General features: G+C 68.1%; 16 protein-coding genes. All 16 read right to left on the bottom strand.

What is annotated here, in order from left to right:
• Positions 1-4: 4 nt before the first annotated feature.
• Positions 5-3,475 (bottom strand): DNA polymerase III subunit alpha, encoded by a 3,471-nt coding sequence (gene dnaE, locus AC37TH_RS12135; RefSeq protein ID WP_490764603.1) that lies wholly within the window; start codon positions 3,473-3,475, stop codon positions 5-7.
• A gap of 114 nt (positions 3,476-3,589) precedes the next feature.
• Positions 3,590-4,510 (bottom strand): RluA family pseudouridine synthase, encoded by a 921-nt coding sequence (locus AC37TH_RS12130; protein WP_490764602.1) that lies wholly within the window; start codon positions 4,508-4,510, stop codon positions 3,590-3,592.
• A 2-nt stretch (positions 4,511-4,512) separates the two neighbouring features.
• Positions 4,513-5,094, bottom strand: coding sequence for a signal peptidase II (lspA, locus tag AC37TH_RS12125; protein ID WP_490764601.1), 582 nt, complete (start codon positions 5,092-5,094; stop codon positions 4,513-4,515).
• A 31-nt stretch (positions 5,095-5,125) separates the two neighbouring features.
• On the bottom strand, positions 5,126-5,995 hold the full coding sequence (locus AC37TH_RS12120) for a DivIVA domain-containing protein (protein WP_490764600.1): 870 nt from the start codon (positions 5,993-5,995) through the stop codon (positions 5,126-5,128).
• A 150-nt stretch (positions 5,996-6,145) separates the two neighbouring features.
• Positions 6,146-6,442 (bottom strand): YggT family protein, encoded by a 297-nt coding sequence (locus tag AC37TH_RS12115; RefSeq protein WP_490764599.1) that lies wholly within the window; start codon positions 6,440-6,442, stop codon positions 6,146-6,148.
• Between the two features lie 67 nt (positions 6,443-6,509).
• On the bottom strand, positions 6,510-7,022 hold the full coding sequence (locus AC37TH_RS12110) for a cell division protein SepF (protein WP_490764598.1): 513 nt from the start codon (positions 7,020-7,022) through the stop codon (positions 6,510-6,512).
• Positions 7,023-7,085: 63 nt separating this feature from the next.
• On the bottom strand, positions 7,086-7,787 hold the full coding sequence (locus tag AC37TH_RS12105; protein ID WP_490764597.1) for a YggS family pyridoxal phosphate-dependent enzyme: 702 nt from the start codon (positions 7,785-7,787) through the stop codon (positions 7,086-7,088).
• Positions 7,753-8,928, bottom strand: a complete 1,176-nt coding sequence (gene ftsZ / locus AC37TH_RS12100) for a cell division protein FtsZ (protein WP_490764596.1) — start codon at positions 8,926-8,928, stop codon at positions 7,753-7,755. Before ftsZ ends, AC37TH_RS12105 begins: the two co-directional genes overlap by 35 nt.
• Before the next feature lie 156 nt (positions 8,929-9,084).
• Positions 9,085-10,086, bottom strand: coding sequence for an FtsQ-type POTRA domain-containing protein (locus AC37TH_RS12095; protein WP_490764595.1), 1,002 nt, complete (start codon positions 10,084-10,086; stop codon positions 9,085-9,087).
• An 11-nt stretch (positions 10,087-10,097) separates the two neighbouring features.
• Positions 10,098-11,507 carry a UDP-N-acetylmuramate--L-alanine ligase gene (murC, locus tag AC37TH_RS12090; protein WP_490764594.1) on the bottom strand — a complete coding sequence of 470 codons (1,410 nt, stop codon included), beginning with the start codon at positions 11,505-11,507 and terminating at the stop codon, positions 10,098-10,100.
• Positions 11,508-11,562: 55 nt separating this feature from the next.
• Positions 11,563-12,630, bottom strand: coding sequence for a UDP-N-acetylglucosamine--N-acetylmuramyl-(pentapeptide) pyrophosphoryl-undecaprenol N-acetylglucosamine transferase (locus AC37TH_RS12085; RefSeq protein ID WP_490764593.1), 1,068 nt, complete (start codon positions 12,628-12,630; stop codon positions 11,563-11,565).
• Positions 12,627-13,856 carry a putative lipid II flippase FtsW gene (ftsW, locus tag AC37TH_RS12080; protein WP_490764592.1) on the bottom strand — a complete coding sequence of 410 codons (1,230 nt, stop codon included), beginning with the start codon at positions 13,854-13,856 and terminating at the stop codon, positions 12,627-12,629. The genes AC37TH_RS12085 and ftsW overlap by 4 nt, the downstream gene beginning before the upstream one ends.
• Positions 13,822-15,351 carry a UDP-N-acetylmuramoyl-L-alanine--D-glutamate ligase gene (gene murD / locus AC37TH_RS12075; protein ID WP_490764591.1) on the bottom strand — a complete coding sequence of 510 codons (1,530 nt, stop codon included), beginning with the start codon at positions 15,349-15,351 and terminating at the stop codon, positions 13,822-13,824. Before murD ends, ftsW begins: the two co-directional genes overlap by 35 nt.
• Positions 15,348-16,460 (bottom strand): phospho-N-acetylmuramoyl-pentapeptide-transferase, encoded by a 1,113-nt coding sequence (gene mraY, locus AC37TH_RS12070; RefSeq protein WP_490764590.1) that lies wholly within the window; start codon positions 16,458-16,460, stop codon positions 15,348-15,350. Before mraY ends, murD begins: the two co-directional genes overlap by 4 nt.
• Positions 16,457-17,884 (bottom strand): UDP-N-acetylmuramoyl-tripeptide--D-alanyl-D-alanine ligase, encoded by a 1,428-nt coding sequence (locus AC37TH_RS12065; RefSeq protein WP_490764589.1) that lies wholly within the window; start codon positions 17,882-17,884, stop codon positions 16,457-16,459. The genes mraY and AC37TH_RS12065 overlap by 4 nt, the downstream gene beginning before the upstream one ends.
• Positions 17,884-19,428: a Mur ligase family protein gene (locus AC37TH_RS12060; RefSeq protein WP_490764588.1), complete on the bottom strand. Its 1,545-nt coding sequence runs from the start codon at positions 19,426-19,428 to the stop codon at positions 17,884-17,886. Before AC37TH_RS12060 ends, AC37TH_RS12065 begins: the two co-directional genes overlap by 1 nt.
• Between the last annotated feature and the right edge of the window lie 9 nt (positions 19,429-19,437).

Raw genomic sequence — 19,437 nt, 5'->3', positions numbered from 1 at the left:
CGGGCTACACGAGGCAGTTGGGGCCGAGGAGGCCCTTGAGCTCGCCGTAGAGGTCGGCGCTGATGGCGACAGGCTTGGGGACCTCGAAGACGCGGGCGACCTGGCCCTTCACGAGACGCAGTCGCACCTCGTTGTCACCGGGATGACGGGCGAGCACTTCCGCGAGACTCGTGACCGTGGCGGTCGTCGCACGCTGGTCCGGCATCGTGATCATGAGGGTCCCGCCCTCGTCGACCTGACCGAGGTCGGGCGTCATCAGGCTGAACGCGTGCAGGTTCATCCCGTCGTCGCGCAAGCTCACCCGCCCGCGCACGACCACGATCGCGTCGCCCACCAGCATCGGTGAGAACTCCTGGTAGGCCTTGCCCATGAACATCACGGTCATCTCGCCGCCGAAGTCCTCGACCTGGATCATGCCGTACTGGTTGCCGGACGCCTTGGCCACGCGGTGCTGCACACTCGTGACGAGGCCGGCGATGGTGACCGTCTCGCCGTCTTGGATGTTCTCCGAACCGACCAGGTCGGCGATCCCCGTGCTCGCGAGCTTGGCGAGCTGCAACTCCAGCCCGGCCAGTGGATGGTCGGAGACGTAGAGCCCGAGCATGTCGCGTTCGAAGGCGAGCTTGTCCCGCTTGCCCCACTCCGGCCGATCCGGGATGTGGTGCTGCGACGCCGTCTGCTCGTCTTCGCCCCACAGGCTGTCGAAGTCGAAGCCGACGTCGCCGTTCGCCTCGTTGCGTTTGATCTTGACGGCGGACTCGACCGCGTCTTCGTGAACCTCGACGAGCGCGCGCCTGGTGTGGCCGAGCGAGTCGAACGCGCCCGCCTTGATCAGCGACTCCACGGTGCGCTTGTTGGCGGCGTGGATCGGCACCTTGTTGAGGAAGTCGTGGAACGAGTCGAAGCGGCCCTTCGCCTCGCGGGCCTCGCGCACACCCTCGACCACGTTCGCTCCGACGTTGCGCACAGCGCCCATCCCGAAGCGGATGTCTGTGCCCACGGCGGCGAAGTACAGGTTGGACTCGTTGACGTCCGGCGGGAGCACCTTGATGCCCATCCGGCGGCACTCGTTGAGGTAGAGCGCCATCTTGTCTTTGGAGTCGCCGACGCTGGTGAGCAGGGCCGCCATGTACTCGGCCGGATAGTGCGCCTTGAGGTACGCGGTCCAGTACGAGATGACGCCGTAAGCGGCCGAGTGCGCCTTGTTGAAGGCGTAGTCGGAGAACGGGAGCAGGATCTCCCACAGCTTGTTGACGGCCTCCATCGAGAAGCCGTTGGCGTTCATGCCGCCGGCGAAGCCCTCGAACTGCTTGTCCAGCTCCGACTTCTTCTTCTTGCCCATCGCGCGGCGCAGGATGTCCGCCTGACCGAGCGAGAAGCCTGCGACCTTCTGCGCGATCGCCATCACCTGCTCCTGGTAGATGATGAGGCCGTAGCTGGTGGACAGGATCTCGGCGAGCGGCTCTGCGAGCTCCGGGTGGATCGGCGTGATCTCTTGCAGCTTGTTCTTGCGCAGCGCGTAGTTGGTGTGCGAGTTGGCGCCCATGGGGCCAGGACGGTAAAGGGCGATGAGCGCCGAGATGTCCTCGAAGTTGTCCGGCTTCATCAGGCGCAGCAGGGCGCGCATCGGGCCGCCGTCGAGCTGGAACACGCCGAGCGTGTCTCCGCGGGACAGCAGGTCGTACGCGCCGCGGTCGTCGAGTTCGAGGTCTTCGAGGACGAGCTTCTCGCCACGGTTGGCCTCGATGTTGTCGAGCGCGTCGTTGATGATCGTGAGGTTGCGCAACCCCAGGAAGTCCATCTTGATCAGTCCGAGCGACTCGCAGGCCGGGTAGTCGAACTGCGTGACGATCTGGCCGTCCTGCTCGCGCTTCATGATCGGGATGATGTCGATCAGAGGATCGGACGACATGATCACGCCGGCCGCGTGCACACCCCACTGGCGCTTCAGGTTCTCGAGTCCGAGGGCGGTGTCGAACACCGTCTTGGCCTCGGGGTCGCTCTCGACGACGGCCCGGATGTCCACGGCCTCTTTGTAACGGGGGTGGTTCTTGTCGAAGATCCCGGTGAGCGGGATGTCTTTGCCCATCACGGGCGGCGGCATGGCCTTGGTGAGCTTGTCGCCCATCCCGAACGGGAACCCGAGCACGCGCGAGGAATCCTTGAGCGCCTGCTTGGCCTTGATGGTGCCGTAGGTGACGATCTGCGCGACGCGCTCCTCGCCGTACTTCTCCGTGACGTATTTGATGACCTCGCCGCGGCGACGGTCGTCGAAGTCGACGTCGAAGTCGGGCATGGAGACGCGGTCGGGGTTGAGGAAGCGCTTGAAGATCAGGCCGTGGCGGAGCGGGTCGAGGTCGGTGATGCGCATGGCGTACGCCGCCATGGAACCGGCGCCGGAGCCGCGGCCGGGGCCGACCCGGATGCCGTTGCGCTTGGACCAGTTGATGAAGTCGGCGACCACCAGGAAGTAGCCGGGGAAGCCCATCTGCGAGATGACGCCGATCTCGTAGTCCGCCTGCTTGCGCACGTCTTCGGTGATGCCCTCGGGATAGCGTTCGTGCAGCCCCTTCTCCACCTCTTTGACGAACCAGCTCTGCTCCGTCTCCTCCTCCGGCACGGGGAAGCGCGGCATGTAGTTGGCGGAGGTGTCGAACTTCACCTCGCAGCGCTCGGCGATGGCGAGCGTGTTGTCGCAGGCCTCCGGGTGGTCGCGGAAGAGCTGCCGCATCTCGTCGGCGGACTTGAGGTAGAACTTGTCGGCGTCGAACTTGAACCGGTTCGGGTCGTCCAGCGTCGAACCGGACTGGACGCAGAGCAGCGCGGCGTGGCTCTTGGCGTCTGCCGCGTGCGTGTAGTGCAGGTCGTTGGTGGCGACGAGCGGGAGGTCGAGCTCTTTCGCCAACCGGATGAGGTCGGCCATGATGCGGCGCTCGATGCCGAGTCCGTGGTCCATGATCTCGGCGAAGAAGTTCTCTTTGCCGAAGATGTCGCGGAACTCCGCCGCCGCCTTCTTGGCCTCCTCGTACTGACCGAGCCGCAGGCGCGTCTGCACCTCGCCGGACGGGCACCCCGTGGTGGCGATGATGCCCTTGGAGTACCGGTTGAGCAGTTCCCTGTCCATGCGGGGCTTGAAGTAGTACCCCTCGGTGGAGGCGAGCGATGACATCCGGAAGAGGTTGTGCATCCCCTCGGTGGTGGACGCAAACATCGTCATGTGCGTGTATGCACCCGAGCCGGAGACGTCGTCTCCCCCGCCGTCGCCCCACCGGATGCGCGTGCGGTCTGTCCGATGCGTGCCCGGCGTGAGGTAGGCCTCTGTGCCGATGATCGGCTTGATGCCGGCGTCTGTCGCGGTGCGCCAGAAGTCGAAGGCGCCGAACATGTTGCCGTGATCGGTGACGGCCACGGCGGGCATGCCCTGCTCGACGGCGGCCTCGACGAGCGGTTTGATGCGCGCCGCTCCGTCGAGCATCGAGTACTCGCTGTGGACGTGGAGGTGAACGAACGAATCGCCGCTTGGGGCCAAGCCGGGAACTCCCTGTCTGACGTGGTGGAGGGTTAAGACTACGACGGACCGGCGACAGCGTTATGAGGCGCGCAGCACATCCAGAGCGTTCTGCAGATCGTCGGGGTAGGTCGTGGTGAAGGTGACCCACTCGCGCGATCCTGGATGCTCGAACGCGAGCTGGACGGCGTGCAGCCACTGTCGGGTGAGGCCGAGCCTGGCCGACAGCGTCGGGTCGGCTCCGTACATCGCGTCGCCGACGCACGGGTGCCGCTGAGCGGCCATGTGCACCCGGATCTGGTGGGTGCGGCCGGTCTCCAGGTGGACCTCCAGCAGGCTGGCCGCCGGGAACGCTTCGATGGTCTCGTAGTGCGTCACGGACGGCTTGCCGCCTGCGACGACCGCGAACTTCCAGTCGGATTTCGGGTGACGGCCGATCGGGGCGTCCACGGTGCCGACGAGCGGGTCCGGGTGCCCCTGGACGACCGCGTGGTAGATCTTCTCGACGGTTCGGTCGTGGAACGCGCGCTTGAGGTGCGTGTATGCGCGCTCCGACTTGGCGACCACCATGAGACCGCTGGTGCCGGCGTCGAGGCGGTGCACGATGCCTGCCCGCTCTGCGGCGCCGGAGGTGGAGATCCGGAAGCCGGCGGCGGCGAGGGCGCCGAGCACGGTCGGCCCCTCCCACCCGGCAGCGGGATGCGCGGCGACCCCGACCGGCTTGTCGATCACCACGATGTCGTCGTCGTCGTGCACGATGGTCAGCTCGGGGACGGCGATGGGGACGATCCGCACCTCGGTCTTCGGCTGCCAGCTCACTTCGAGCCAGCTGCCCGCCGAGAGCCTGTCGGACTTGTCGGCCTGCCGACCGTCGACGCTCACGCCGCCCGCCTCGACGATCTCGGCGGCGAAACTGCGCGAGAAGCCGAGAAGCTTGGCGAGGCCCGCATCCACCCTGGCGCCCTCGAGGCCGTCCGGGATGGGGAAGCTCCTGGACTCCATGACTAGCTGCTGGGCTTGTCGTGCTGATGCGGCGCGTTGTGCTCGTGCGGCGCGTTGTGCGGGTCCGGCTCGGCTTCGGCGGCGACCGCCTCGGCCTCCGCCTCCTCTTCGTCGTCCGTTCGCTTGCCGTCCAGGCCGATGCCACGGATGGTCAGGATGAGGAAGAGCACCATGCTCGACACGATCGCGACGTCGGCGAGGTTGAAGATGGCCGGCAGGAGCGGGATCTGCAGGAAGTCGACCACATGGCCGACGCCGAAGCCCGGCTCCCGGAAGAGCCTGTCCGTCAGGTTGCCCAGCAGTCCGCCGAGCAACAGCCCGAACAGAATGGCCCACGCCACCGACCGGATGCGCGGGGCGTACCAGATCACGAACCCGAGAACGCCGACGCCCACGATGGAGAAGATCCAGGTGGAGCCGCTCCCGATCGAGAAAGCGGCTCCGGCGTTCTTGACGAAGTGGAACTGCAACAGCTGGCCGAGCACCTCGACCTGCTGACCCTCATAGAGGTTGGCCACCACCAGGACCTTGGCGGTCTGGTCGACGAGGTACACGACGAGCGCGACGATGCCGAGGACCGCCAAGGCCCGGATGCTGACCTTGGCGCGGGAGGTACTAGCCTCCAAAGCCGGGGAAGACCGGGGGCTGCTGGCCCTGGTCCTGAGCGTTCGCGGCGCTGTCGCCTGCGTTGGCGGACACCGGGGCGGGGACCGCTCCCGTGTTGGCGGCGCCGGAGGCGTCCTGCGAGCCGGAGCGCTGCGCGTAGCTGCCCGTGCCGGACACCGACGAGTTCTCGAGGTCGCGGAGCTGGCCCTCGATGTAGCCCTTCAGCTTCTCGCGGTACTCGCGCTCGAACGAGCGGAGGCCATCGATGCGGCTCTCCAGCGAGCTGCGCTCCTGGTCGAGTGCGCTGATCTGGGCGCGCTGCTTGGACTCGGCCTCTGCGACGATGCGGGCCGCGGTGGCGTGGCCCTCTGCGATGAGCGAGTCGCGCTTCTCGATGCCCTCACGCACGTGCTCCTCGTGCAGGCGGCGAGCCAGCTGCAGGAGGTTGTTGGTGCTGTTGGGGTCTGCGGCGTTGGCGTCCGGCGCGGTGTAGGCGGCGGTGGCGGCCCCTGCTGCCGCCGCTGCTGCGACCGGGGCCGCTGCTGTTGCCGGAGCGGCCTGAGCGGCCTGCTGAGCGGCGGCGAGGCGCTTCTTGAGGTCCTCGTTCTCCTGCTGCAGGCGGGTGACCTCGCCGTTGTCCTGTGCCGCTGCGACGGGAGCGGGGGCTGCGCCGCCCTGGCCTCCGCTGCGCTGCAGCTCGGCGATGCGGGAATCGCTCGCCACGAGGCGCTGCTTGAGCTCCTCGTTCTCCTGGTTCAGACGACGAAGCTCGACAACGACCTCGTCGAGGAAGTCGTCGACCTCGTCCTGGTCATAGCCCTCACGGAACTTCGTCGGTTGGAACCGCTTGTTGACTACATCTTCCGGAGTCAGCGCCATGGCAAGCCACCTTAGATCTTGGGGTACGAACAAAAAATGCGTTCAGCCAACGCTAGCAAAGTGCGCTGGGGGTGCGCACTCCGCCCGCACTCATCCGGCGTCGGCTCGTCAACACTACATCCCGAGCTGCGCCTGGCTGCGGATCGACTCTCAGGTAAGACCCACAGTCACGTAGAGCCCGATGATCACGAGGAGCATCGTGAGGCTCCAGCCGAAATCGATGGCGATGGGTCCCATCGACAGCGGAGGGATGATCCTGCGGAAGAACTTGATCGGAGGATCGGTCACCACATAGGCGGACTCGGCGAGCACCAGGCCGAAGCCGCGAGGGCGCCATCCCCTGCTGAACGTGCGCACCAGGTCGAGCACGAAGCGGGCCCAGAGCACGAAGAAATAGATCAGGAGGAGGTAGTACGCCACAGTGGCGACGATCGCGAGGACAAACACGAGTCTCAGTATGGTCGAAAGCGCGCCGTCCCAGCTGGGAACGGCGCGCTGTCGGAGAGTCTGGGATTCAGCCCTGGGCGAAGAAGGAGGCGTCGACCTCCGCGTCCTGGCCGCCGTGCTCGCCGGAGACGACGACGTGCGACGGGGACAGCAGGAACACCTTCGGCGTCACGCGCTCGATCTTGCCGTAGAGGCCCTGCGAGAGGCCGCTGGCGAAGTCGATGAGCCGGCGCGCATCCCCTTCGCTCATCTGCGACAGGTTGATGATCACCGGGATTCCTTCGCGGAAGGATTCGGCGATCGCCTGGGCGTCGCGGTACTGGCGGGGGTGGACCGTGAGGATCTCGTTCATTTCCTGTACCGAAACATTCCGTGCGGTGGATGATTTACGCAGCGGGGTCACCGGAGCGCGGCCGGCGACGGGGGCGACCGGTGCCGGGTGGGGAACGGGCGCGACGGGGGTCGGGTGCTGCTGCGGCGCCTGCTGGCGCTGCGGCTGCTCCTGTGCCTGCTCGTCGTACTCGAGCTCTTCGTCGGCGAGGCCGAGGTAGACCATCGTCTTCTTCAGCGGGTTGGACATGCGATCCTCCGTGTAGACCTGTGCGCCGTCGCTTTCCACGCACGACGAACCTTCTCTTCGAGATTAACCGGGCTGCGGTCGATTCCCGGTAATGGCCGTGCCAATGCGAAGGTGTGTCGCTCCTTCTGCGATGGCTTCTGCGTAGTCCTGGGACATGCCGGCCGAGATCTTCGTGGCGTCGGGAGCGATGCTTCGCACCCTTTCGCTGGCGAGCCGCACCCGCTCGAAGGCTCGGCGCGGCTCCTCGTCGATCGGGGCGACGGCCATCACGCCGAGGAGCCGGAGGCCGTGCGTCCCGACGATGTGGTCGACGAGGGGTTCGAGGTCGCGGTCGGAGACGCCGCCGCGTGCAGGGTCGTCGGTGAGGTTGAGCTGCACGAAGCAGTCGATCTCCGACTCGTCGGAGCGCAGCGCATCCACCAGCGACAGCCGGTCGACCGAGTGGATCACGGACGCGTACGCCCGCGCCTGCCTCGCCTTCTTGCTCTGCAGCTGCCCCACGAAGTGCCAGCGCAGGTCGAGGTCGGCGAGTTCCGCCGCCTTGGCCTGCGCCTCCTGGTGGCGGTTCTCCCCCACGTCCTGCACGCCGAGGGCGGCCAGTTCGCGCACGAGCGACGCCGGATGGAACTTGGTGACGACGATCGTCGTCAGCTCCTCCGGAGAGCGTCCCGCCGCGCGGGCGGCATCCGTGATGCCCGCCCGCACGGCGCCGAGTCTTTCGGCGAGCGGACTACTTGAGGAAGTCGGGGATGTCGAGGTCGTCATTCTCGTCGTCGAAGGCAGGGTCTTTGGGGGCGGCGTCGGACACGGGGCTCTCCCCGGCCGACCAGGCGTCGGTGGACGGGGACGGAATGTCCTCCGCGTCGAGCGCTGCGGTGCTCGCCAGCCCGTCGTCGTCTCCGGCCTCCACGAACGTGGTGCGACGCGCCTCGGCGAGCTGCTGGGGCTTGGCGTTGGGGTCTCCGCCGTCGAATCCGGCCGCGATGACCGTCACCCGCACCTCGTCGCCGAGAGTGTCGTCGATCACGGCACCGAAGATGATGTTGGCCTCTGGATGCACGGCCTCCTGCACGAGCCTGGCCGCGTCGTTGATCTCGAAGATGCCGAGGTTCGAGCCGCCCTGGATGGAGAGCAGGACGCCGTGTGCTCCGTCGATGCTCGCTTCGAGCAGCGGGGATGCGACGGCGAGCTCCGCCGCCTTGATGGCGCGGTCGGCTCCGCGGGACGAGCCGATGCCCATGAGGGCGGACCCTGCTCCCTGCATGACCGACTTGACGTCGGCGAAGTCGAGGTTGATGAGGCCGGGGGTGGTGATCAGGTCGGTGATGCCCTGGACACCGGCGAGGAGCACCTGGTCGGCGGTGGAGAACGCCTCCAGCATGCTGATCCCGCGGTCGCTGATCTCCAGCAGACGGTCGTTCGGCACCACGATGAGGGTGTCGACCTCTTCCTTCAGGCGCTGCACGCCTGCTTCGGCCTGCTCGGAGCGGCGCTTGCCCTCGAAGCCGAACGGTTTGGTGACGACACCGATGGTCAGAGCGCCGATGGACTTCGCGATGCGCGCGACGACAGGGGCGCCGCCCGTTCCTGTTCCACCGCCTTCTCCGGCGGTGACGAAGACCATGTCGGCGCCGGCGAGCGCTTCCTCGATCTCCTCCGCGTGGTCCTCCGCCGCACGGCGGCCGACCTCAGGGTCTGCGCCTGCACCGAGTCCACGGGTGATCTCACGGCCGACGTCGAGCTTGACGTCCGCGTCGCTCATCAGGAGCGCTTGCGCATCCGTGTTGATGGCGATGAACTCGACGCCGCGAAGCCCGAGTTCGATCATCCGGTTGACGGCGTTGACGCCGCCACCGCCGATGCCGACGACTTTGATCACGGCGAGGTAGTTCTGGTTTGATGTCACGTCCGGCCTCCACTGGGAACCTTCAACCTCAAGTCGAGGCTTAAAGTTATGCTCAGTATGCAATTCTTGATTCGACGTTAGGCGCGCGCGGCCCCCGCCGCCGCAATCCGCGGGGCGTGTCGGAAAAGTCGGCACGTAATCGTGCCATTTCGCCTGTCATCCCGTGGTCACGCTGTGCGGCGACGAGACGTCGAACACCTTCGCGTCGGCCGCGCTCTTCAGGAGGGCGGACAGGTCCGCCGCTTTCAGCTCCGAGTCCTCCGCGCTTCCCCACACCACTTTCGCACCGCTCTCGCGCAGTGTGAAGCTCACGTCGTCCGCCGTCGTCGCCGAGATGGTGTCGACGCGGGCGAGCAGATCGGAGGGGAGGGCGCCGAGCACCTCGGCCGCCGCGGCGAAACCGGACTTCGCGTCGGTCTCCGCTGCCGCACCGGATGCGGTGATCAGCGGGTAGCCGTCCTGCCTGGCCGGCGCGGACGCGATCGAGACTTTCGCCGCATCCACCAGCGTGAACGTCGTGCCGCTCTGGAGGACGCCGATCGGCTGACGCTCCACGATCCTGACGACGACGGTGTTCGGAGGGTGACTCTCGACGCTGTAGCTCCTGATCAGCGGGAACGCGGCCAGGTCGCCTCTGATCGCGCCCTGATCGACCAGCGGAAGCGGGCGGCCGAGCTGATCGGAGAGCGCCTTCTTGACGGCGGCGACGTCGAGCCGAGAGGTGCCGGTCACGTCGATCGTGCGCAGCGCCATCAGCGGGGAGAACGCGGTCAGCGCGACCCCGAGCACGAGAGCGACGACGACGCCGAGTGCGGAGAACCAGGCGAGCTTCCTGCGCCTCGACCGCTTGGTGAAGCGGCGCACCTCTCCGCGCTCGACCTTCGCCCTGTCCTTCTTGGCGCGGCGCAGCTCCCTGCTGATCTCGCGATTGGACGGCAGGTGGTCGTACGGTTCGGCGACCGGTGTGCGCTCGGGCTGCCGCGCGCGCGTCGGCTCCGGTCCGCCCGTCTGCGCCTGTCCCGCCTCCACCCTGGCCGGCTGGATGATCGGGATAGGCTCCGTCGTCGCCGTGCTCCTCCGCGCGGGAGGAGGGGTCGGCGGTGCGGCCGGCGGCTGCTGGGCGGCTGCCGACCCGTCGAAACCCTGGGGACGCTTCACGACGACAGCGGCTACCCGCGCACGCGGCGGAGCGAGTCGAGCAGCTGGGGGACGATGCGGTTGACGTCTCCGCAGCCGAGCGTGATCACGAAGTCGCCGTCGCGGGCGATGTCGGCGGTGTGGTCGGCGGCATCCTGCCAGTCGGCGATGAACGCCACGTGCTCCGGATGCGCGAACCGCTCGGCCACGAGGGCTCCGGTCACACCGGGCTCCGGGTCTTCACGGGCGCCGTACACGTCGAGCACGACGGTCTCGTCCGCGTAGGTCTCCAGCGTCTCGGCGAACTCTTTGGCGAACATCCTGGTGCGGCTGTAGAGGTGCGGCTGGTGCACGGCGATGATCCTGCCGTTGCCGACGACGGTGCGCGCAGCGGACAGCGCGGCGGCCACCTCGGTGGGGTGGTGGGCGTAGTCGTCGTAGACGCTGACGCCGCCGACGGTGCCGTGCAGCTCGAAGCGGCGCTGGGTGCCGCCGAATCCGGCGATGGCGGCGAGGGACGCCGCCGGGTCGAAGCCGAGCCCGGTGAGGACGGCGAACGCTCCGGCGGCGTTGATCGCGTTGTGGCGGCCGGGGACGCGCAGCTGGGCGGAATACTCCGAGCCGTCGTACGCGATGGTGAACGCGACGGGGCCGTCGGTGACGATCGAGTGGACGCGCACCTGCGCGTCCTCCGCCTCGCCGAACGTCACGATGCGCTTGTCCGGTTCTTCCGCGCGCAGCTTCGCGGTGATGTGCACCGCCCCGGCGTCGTCGGAGGAGACGACGACGAACTCGCTCGCCTCGCGGGCGAAGGTGACGAAGGCGTCCTCGAACGCTTCGAGCGAGCCGTAGTGGTCGAGGTGGTCCGGATCGACGTTGGTGATCAGCGCGACCGCCGTGTCGTAGAGCAGGAAGGAGCCGTCCGACTCGTCGGCCTCGACGACGAACAGCTCACCGGTGCCGGTCTGCGAGCTCTTGCCGAGCGACTCGATGACACCGCCGTTGACGAAGCTCGGGTCCTCCCCGATGCCGAGCAGGCCGGTGACGACCATGCCCGTTGACGTGGTCTTGCCGTGCGCTCCGGCGACGGAGACGAGTCGCTTCTTGCTGATCAGCCAGGCGAGCGCCTGCGACCGGTGCAGTACGGGCAGCCCCTTCGCGAGGGCGAGCTGGTACTCCGGGTTGTCCTGCCAGAGCGCGCCGGTGACCACGAGCGTGTCCGCGTCGCCGACGTTCGCGGCGTCGTGGCCGATCGCGATGGTGGCGCCGAGCTCACGGAGGGCGAGCACATTGTCCGACTCGCGCGCGTCCGAGCCCGTCACCGTGTATCCGGCTTCCAGGAAGAGGCGGGCGATGCCGCTCATCCCCGAGCCGCCGATGCCCACGAAGTGGAGGGCGCCGAGCTCGGCGGGAAGTGTCATGGTGAGGTCGGGTTTGATCACGAGCACTGCTTTCGTTCGGGACGGAATCGCACCGTCAAGTATGACGGTACGCGCTCTAGAGCGAGCTTCGGATGAGCGACACCATGCGGTCGGAACCGTCGCGGACTCCCGCACCCGCCGCGCGTGCGCCCATGTCGGCGATCGCGCCGCCGTCCAGCAGCAGCGGGAGGAGTGTCGCGTCCACCCACGAGGGCAGGAACGCCGCGTCGTCGACGAGGATTCCCCCGCCTGCGTCCACGACACCGGCCGCGTTGAAGCGCTGCTCGCCGTTGCCGACGGGGAACGGGACGTAGACGGCGGGGATGCCGAGCGCCGCGAACTCGGAGACGGTGGCCGCTCCCGCCCGGGCGACGGCCAGGTCGGTGATCGCGAAGGCGAGGTCCATCCTGTCGCAGTATTCGATCAGCCGGTAGTGCTCGATGCCGGGGTCGGTCAGCTCTCCCCTGCCGCCCTGGATGTGCAGGATCTGGTACCCGGCGGCGACGATGGCCTCCGCGCGGTCTGCGATGGTCTGGTTGAGTCTGCGCGCGCCGAGGGATCCTCCGGTGACGAGCAGCGTCGGGCGATCGTCGGAGAGACTGAACTCGGCGATGGCAGCCGGACGGGAGGCTGTCCTGTCCAGCTCCTCGATCTCGACCCGCAGCGGCATACCGACGAAGGTCGCGTGCGGCAGCCTGGTGCCGTCGAAGGCGACACCGACGTACGGCGTGTACCTGGCGCCCAGCCGGTTGGCGAGCCCCGGCTTCGCGTTCGCCTCGTGCAGCACGAGCGGCACACCGGCTTTGCGCGCGGCGGAATATGCGGGCGCCGACGCGTAACCGCCGAAGCCGACCACCGCGTCGATGCCGCGATCCCGGATGAGCGAGGTCACCGTGCGGATCGACTTCCGGTACTCGCCGGGGAAGCGCAGGGCCGCCGCGTTCGGGCGCCGCGGAAACGGCAGCTTCGGGATGGTCGCCAGCTCATAGCCGCGGGCGGGGACGAGGCGCGCCTCCAAGCCTTCGGCCGTTCCGAGCACGAGGATCTCGGCCGCCGGGTCGTCTCGGCGGAGACGGTCGGCGACGGCGAGCAACGGGTTCACATGACCGGCGGTCCCCCCGCCGGCCAGAAGGTAGCGCGTCACTCCGCTGAGCCCTTCGCGACGCGCTCGCGGCGCGCCTCCCGGCCGGTCTCCCGGGCGAAGGACAGGACGATGCCGATTGCGATCATGGAACTAATCATCGCAGTGCCTCCCGCAGAGATCAGTGGGAGCGGGACGCCGAGCACGGGTATGACACCGAGCACGACGGCGATGTTCACGAACGCCTGCCCGATCAGCCACACCATGATCGCCGCCGTCGTGACGCGCGCGAACGGGTCGGACGACGCGTGGATGATGCGGAGGAAGACGATCGCCAGCAGCACGAACAGGATGAGGACGACCACGGCGCCGATCAGGCCGAGCTCCTCACCGATGATGGCGAAGATGAAGTCGGTGTCCGCCGCGGGGAGCCACGACCATTTGGAGTGCGAGTTGCCGAGCCCGACGCCGAACACGCCGCCCGAGGCGAGGGCGTAGAAACCGTTGTCGATCTGCCAGTTCACGTCGGGGTTGGCCGCCGACGAACCGCCGAACAGCGCAGCGATGCGGCCGAGCCGCGATTGGCTGGAGATCGCGACGAGGAAGGCGAGCACCGAGATCGCGAGTGTACCCACCGCCAGGTGACGCAACCGCACCCCGGCGAAGAACAGCGCGCCGAGCAGGATCGCTGCCATGATCATGGTGGTTCCCAGGTCGCCGCCGAGAGTGACGAGCAGGATCGCCCCTCCGCCGATCGGAACGACGGGCACGGCGACGTGCTTCCACTGCCCGAGCAGGTCCTTCTTGCGCGCGAGCACCACGCCCAGCCAGATCACGAGGGCGACCTTGATCGCCTCGGACGGCTGGATGGTCTGCGAGCCGATCTTGAGCCAGTTGCGGTTGCCGCCGATCTCCATCCCGAGCGGGGTGAAGAGCACGAGCAGCTGGAGGAAGCACGCGGCGGCGAGCCAGAACCAGATCGTCCTCTTCCAGAACCGGGACGGCAGGCGGGAGACGATGAACATCAGCGGGAGGCCGAGCAGTGCGTATGCGCCCTGCGACCAGAACCTGGCGAAGAAGTTGTCGGTGTCGTTGTGGGACTCGACCGACGAAGACGACAGCACCATCACCAGGCCGAAGACGACCATGAACAGGGTGATCCCGAGCAGCAGGAAGTAGTTCGCGGACTCCGCCTGCACCGCCTTGCCGAGCGAGATCCGCGCGGTCAGTCCGGCGAGCTTCGACGAGGAGGAGTCAGGCCTGTCCAGGGTGCGAGGCGGACTGGTCATCCGCCTCACCTCCAAAGAACTCGTTCACGGCCGCCTGGAACCGGCGGCCTCGCTCCGCGTAGTCGGAGAACTGGTCCATCGACGCCGCGGCAGGAGCGAGGAGGACGGTGTCCCCCGCCTGCGCGACGCCGCCGGCCAGCCTGACCGCCGTCGGCATCACGTCATCAGTCTCGTCGGCGTCCACCTCGTAGACGGGAAGCTCGGGGGCGTGTCGCGCGAATGCGGAGCGGAGCGCGTCCCTGTCGACGCCGATCAGCACCACGGCGCGAAGTCTGCCGACGTGCGAGCGCACAAGCTCGTCGATGTCGACGCCCTTGAGCAGACCGCCTGCGACCCAGACGACGGACTCGTACGCGCGCAGCGACGCCGCCGCCGCATGCGGGTTCGTGGCCTTGGAGTCGTCGACCCACTGCACGCCGGCCTCGACGCGCACCAGCTCGATGCGGTGGGCGTCCAGCCGGAAGGCGGACAGCACATCCCGGATGGCGATGGGCTCGACGCCGTACGACCGGGCGAGCGCACTCGCGGCGAGGATGTTGGCGACGACGTGCGGGGCCGCGAGACCGGCCTCGCGGAGCTCGTCCAGGGTCGTCAGCTCGATGGCCGTGGTGAAGCGGTCTTCGAGGAAGGCGCGGTCGCACAGGATGCCGTCGACGATGCCGAAGTCGCTCGGACCCGGCACGTCGAGCCCGAAGCCGATGGCGCGGGCGCCGTCGACGACCTCCGCCTCCACCACCATGGTCCGTGTCGCGCTGTCCGCCTTGTTGTAGACGCAGGCGACCTGCGCGTTCTGGTAGACCTTGGCCTTCGCCGCCTTGTACGCGTCGAGAGATCCGTGCCAGTCGAGGTGGTCGTCCGCGATGTTCAGGCAGGCGGCCGAGTACGGCGACAGCTCGCCTCCGGCGTTCCTGTTCACCCAGTGCAGCTGGTAGCTCGACAGCTCGACGACGAGCACATCGAAGCCCTGCGGGTCGCGGATCGCGTCCAGCACCGGGATGCCGATGTTGCCGCACGGAGCCGCCCGGTATCCGCCGGCGACGAGCATGGTCGCCGTGAGCTGCACCGTCGTGGTCTTGCCGTTGGTGCCGGTGACGGCGATCCAGTCGGCGGGCGTGCCGACCTTGTCGCGCAGCCGCCAGGCGAGCTCGATGTCTCCCCAGATCTGCGTGCCGCGTCCCTCCGCCCACCTGAGCAGTGGATGGTCGTGGTGGAAGCCCGGCGAGGCGATCACGAGCTCTGGATCGAACTCGGTCAGGCGTGCGGGAGGCGCGCTCAGGTCGGTCTGCTCCAGGAGCTCGGCACCGATGACCTCGAGCAGCATGGCACGCTCGTCATCGGCCTTCGCGGTCACGACGAGCACAGCTGCGCCGAGCTCGGCGAGGGTGTCGGCGACGGAGAAGCCGGTGACCCCGAGCCCGTAGACCGCGACCCGGAGGCCGCGCCAGTCGGCGTGCCAACTGGTCAGCGCCGCCAGGCGGTCGTCGAGTTCGGTCACGTCGCGAGCCATTCGAGGTAGAAGCTGCCGACGCCGGCCGCCACGAGCAGTCCGCCGATGATCCAGAATCGCACGACGACCGTCACCTCCGCCCAGCCCTTCAGCTCGAAGTGGTGATGGATCGGGCTCATCAGGAAGATGCGTTTGCCGTGGGTGAGCTTGAAGTATGCGCGTTGCACGATCACCGAACCGGCCTCGATCACGAACAGGCCGCCGATGAGGACGAGCAGCAGTTCGGTGCGGCTGAGGATCGCGAGGGCTGCGACCGCGCCACCGAGGGCGAGCGAGCCGGTGTCGCCGAGGAAGATCTGCGCTGGCGACGTGTTCCACCAGAGGAAGCCGACCACCGCGCCGACGATGGCCGTCGCCACGATCGCCAGGTCGAACGGATCGCGCACGTCGTAGCACTTGGCGACGTTGGCCGGATCGAGCTTGATGTTGGAGCAGGACTGGATGGACTGCCAGAAGCCGATGATGATGTACGCCCCGATGGCGAGGATGGAGGCGCCGGACGCCAGCCCGTCGAGGCCGTCCGTGACGTTCACGCCGTTGGAGGTGGCCGCCACGATGAAGTTGATCCAGATCAGGTACAGCCCGTAGCCGACGATCACGCCGATCGCCCCGAACTTGGTGATCGACATGAAGTCGATCGGCAGATCGCGGATGAGCGAGACGCTCATCGTCGCCGGGGTGTCTCCGTTGCCGTTCGGGAACATGATCGCCAGGATCGCCCAGACGGTCGCGACGACCACCTGGCCCGCGACCTTCGCCCAGCCGGTGAGGCCGAGACTGCGCTCTCGCCGGGTCTTGAGGAAGTCGTCGATGAAGCCGACGACACCGAGGCCGACCATGAGGAAGAGGACCAGCAGCGCGGAGACACTGGTCTCGTCACCGGTCAGCAGCAGAGCGACGAAGTAGCCGAACAGCGTGCCCAGGATGACGACGATCCCGCCCATCGTGGCGGTGCCGCGCTTGGCGTGGTGGCTCTGCGGCCCGTCGTCGCGGATGAACTGGCCCCACTGCAGACGGCGGAACAACCGGATGAAGACGGGGGTGAGGAACAGGGTGAACGCCATCGACAGCGCACCGGACGTCAGCAGAGCTCTCACGAGAACAATTCTCCCAGTCGATCGCCCAGAAACCGGAGCCCAGCGGAGTTCGACGACTTCACGAGCACGGTGTCCCCCGCATTCAGGGCGCCTTGCAGGTGCTCGAAGGCGGCGTCCGGCGTGTCGAAGTACTTCGACTCGCCGTCCCACGAACCTTCGTTGATGGTCGAGATGTGCATCCGGCGTGCGGCGGGGCCGACGACGATGAGCTGGTCGATGTTGAGCCGGACGGCGAGCAGGCCGATGCGGTCGTGCTCCTCCCCGGAGAACTCGCCGAGCTCGCTCATCTCGCCGAGGACGGCGATCGTGCGGCCACCTGGCTCCGCGATCTGCGCGAGCGTCTTGAGCGCCGCGGCCATCGAGTCCGGGCTCGCGTTGTACGCGTCGTTGATGACGGTGACGCCGCGGGCTCCGCCCATGACCTCCATCCGCCAGCGTTCCGCGCGAGTCACGCGCTGCAGGCCGTCCACGATCGCGTCGATGCCGACGTCGAGCGTGTGCGCTGCCGCGGCGGCCGCCAGCGCGTTCATCACGTGGTGCTCTCCGAGCACGCGGAACTGCACGGGACGCGACTCGCCATTCGGCAGATGCAGCACGAACGAAGTGCCCTGCGCGGTGGAGACGACGTCCGTCGCCTGCACGTCCGCTGTGCCCTCCAGCCCGAACCACAGGATGCGCGCGACGGTCTTGTCCGCCATCGACGCCACCCGGGGGTCGTCCTGGTTGAGGATCGCGACGTCGGAGTCGAGCAGGTCGCTCACCATTTCCGTCTTGGCCGCGAGGGTCGCCTCGATGCCGCCGAACTCTCCGGCGTGGGCGAGGCCCACTTTGAGCACGATGCCGATGTCGGGACGCGCCATGCGCACGAGTCTGGCGATCTCGCCGATCCCGCTCGCCCCCATCTCGGCCACGAGGAACTCGGTGTCCTCCGTGACTTCGAGCATGGTGACGGGGGCGCCGACCTCGTTGTTGAAGGAGGCCCGTGGAGCGATGGTCGGTCCGACGTGCTCCAGGATCTCGCGGAGCAGGTTCTTGGTGGTGGTCTTGCCGTTCGAGCCGGTGACGCCGACGATCTTCAGGAGACCGGCCGCACGAACGCGCGCGATGACCTCGGTCGCCAGGTCGCCGAGCGCGACGACGGTGTCCTCCACGACGAGCTGCGGAACCGTGCGACTCCACTCGTCCGTGGCCAGGGCGTGATCGACCACGACGAGCGCGGCCCCAGCGTCCACTGCCTGCGGCACGAAGAGGTGCCCGTCGGTGAACTCTCCGTGCTTGGCGAAGAAGACGGTGCCGTCGACGACCTCGCGGGAGTCGGTGGTGGAGAGTCCGTCGACGACGGTCTCCTGCGTCGCACCCGTGCCGTCGAGCACGAGGGAGCCTCGGGTGGCGGAGGCGATCTCCGCCAGGGTCAGCGCGATCATCAGAGCCACCCGGCCTCTCGCAGCGCCAGCTTGGCGTCCTCGCGGGCCGAATACGGAATGCGCTCCCCCGCGACCTCCTGGTAGTCCTCGTGTCCAGGACCGGCGTAGAGGACGACGTCCCCTTCCGCCGCCAGCGCGAGCGCGGTGCGGAAGGCGGCGCGCGGGTCGGCCACCTCGTACAGTTCGAGGTCGGGGACGGCTCCACGGGCTCCGTCGAGGAGCGTCGCTCGGATGGCGGCCGGGTCCTCCCAGCGCGGGTGGAAGTCAGTGATGACCACCGCGTCCGAGCCGCGCGCCGCGATGGCGCCCATGTCGGTGCGCTTGGTGGTGTCCCTGTCGCCGTCCGCTCCGAAGACCATGACGATCTTGCCGTCGCTGACCTTGCGGAGGGCGCTCAGGGTGGAGAGGAACGCATCCGGGCTGTGGCCGTAGTCGATGAAGACCACGGGGCCGCGGTCGCCGGAGATGCGCTCTGCACGCCCGGGGATGTACGCGTCGATCCCGCCGTCGCGGTCGAGAGCTGCGCCGATCGCGTGCAGGTCGTAGCCGGACTCGACCAGCATGATGATGGCCAGTGCGGCGTTCGCGGCGTTGTACGCGCCGAGCAACGGCACGCGCGACTCCAGCCTGCTGCCCTCCGGGCCTTCCAGCACGAACGCGGTGTGCTCCAGCGTCTCGTCGGTCACCGTCATGGTCCACTCGGCGTCAGCGCCGGCCGATGTCGACAACGTCGTGACCGGGATGCGCGACTGCTCGACCAGGGCACGGCCCCAGTCGGAGTCGACCGTGATCACGCCGCGGCGGGCGCGGTCGGGCTGGAAGAGCTCCAGCTTGGCCGCGAAGTAGTCGTCCATCGCCGCGTAGTCGTCGAGGTGGTCGTGGCTCAGGTTCGTGAAGCCGACGACGTCGAAGACGATGCCGTCGACGCGATGGCGGCTGAGCGCCTGCGCGGAGACCTCGATGGCGACGGCGCGGACGGCCTCCTCGCGCATCCTGGCCAGCAGGGCGTGCAGTTCGCTCGCCTCCGGCGTCGTGAGCTTGCTCGTGATCGCAGTGCTGCCGATGCGGCGCTCGGCGGTGGAGCTGAGGCCGGAGACGACCCCGAGCTGACCGAGGATCGCGTTCAGCAGGTACACGACGCTGGTCTTGCCGTTCGTGCCCGTGACGCCGAACAGCGTCGCCGCGTTCTCGTCGGTGCGGTAGATCCACGCGGCGACGGCGCCCAGGGCTGCGCGCGCATCCTGGGTGACGATGACGGGCAGACCGCTCGCGGCGGCCAGTTCGGCGCCGGCCTCGTCGGTCAGGATCGCAACGGCGCCGGCCTCGGCGGCCTTCGCCGCGTAGCTCGCACCGTGGGAGTTGCGGCCGGGGACCCCGACATAGAGGTCGCCTGGCTCGATCGCGGTGGTCGCGAGTGCGACACCGGTGACCTCGACTGCATCGAGATCGCCGCGCCAGTCCAGCCCGAACTCCCTGGCCAGCTGTGCGAGCGGTCGGGCGACGGGATGTTCGGGGCGCAGGGACGTAGGCGCCGGTCCTGTCACGGGGCTCAC

Source organism: Leifsonia sp. McL0627, assembly GCF_058244615.1.
The sequence above is the reverse complement of the archived record's forward strand: the minus strand, read 5'-3'. Positions and strand labels throughout refer to the sequence as shown.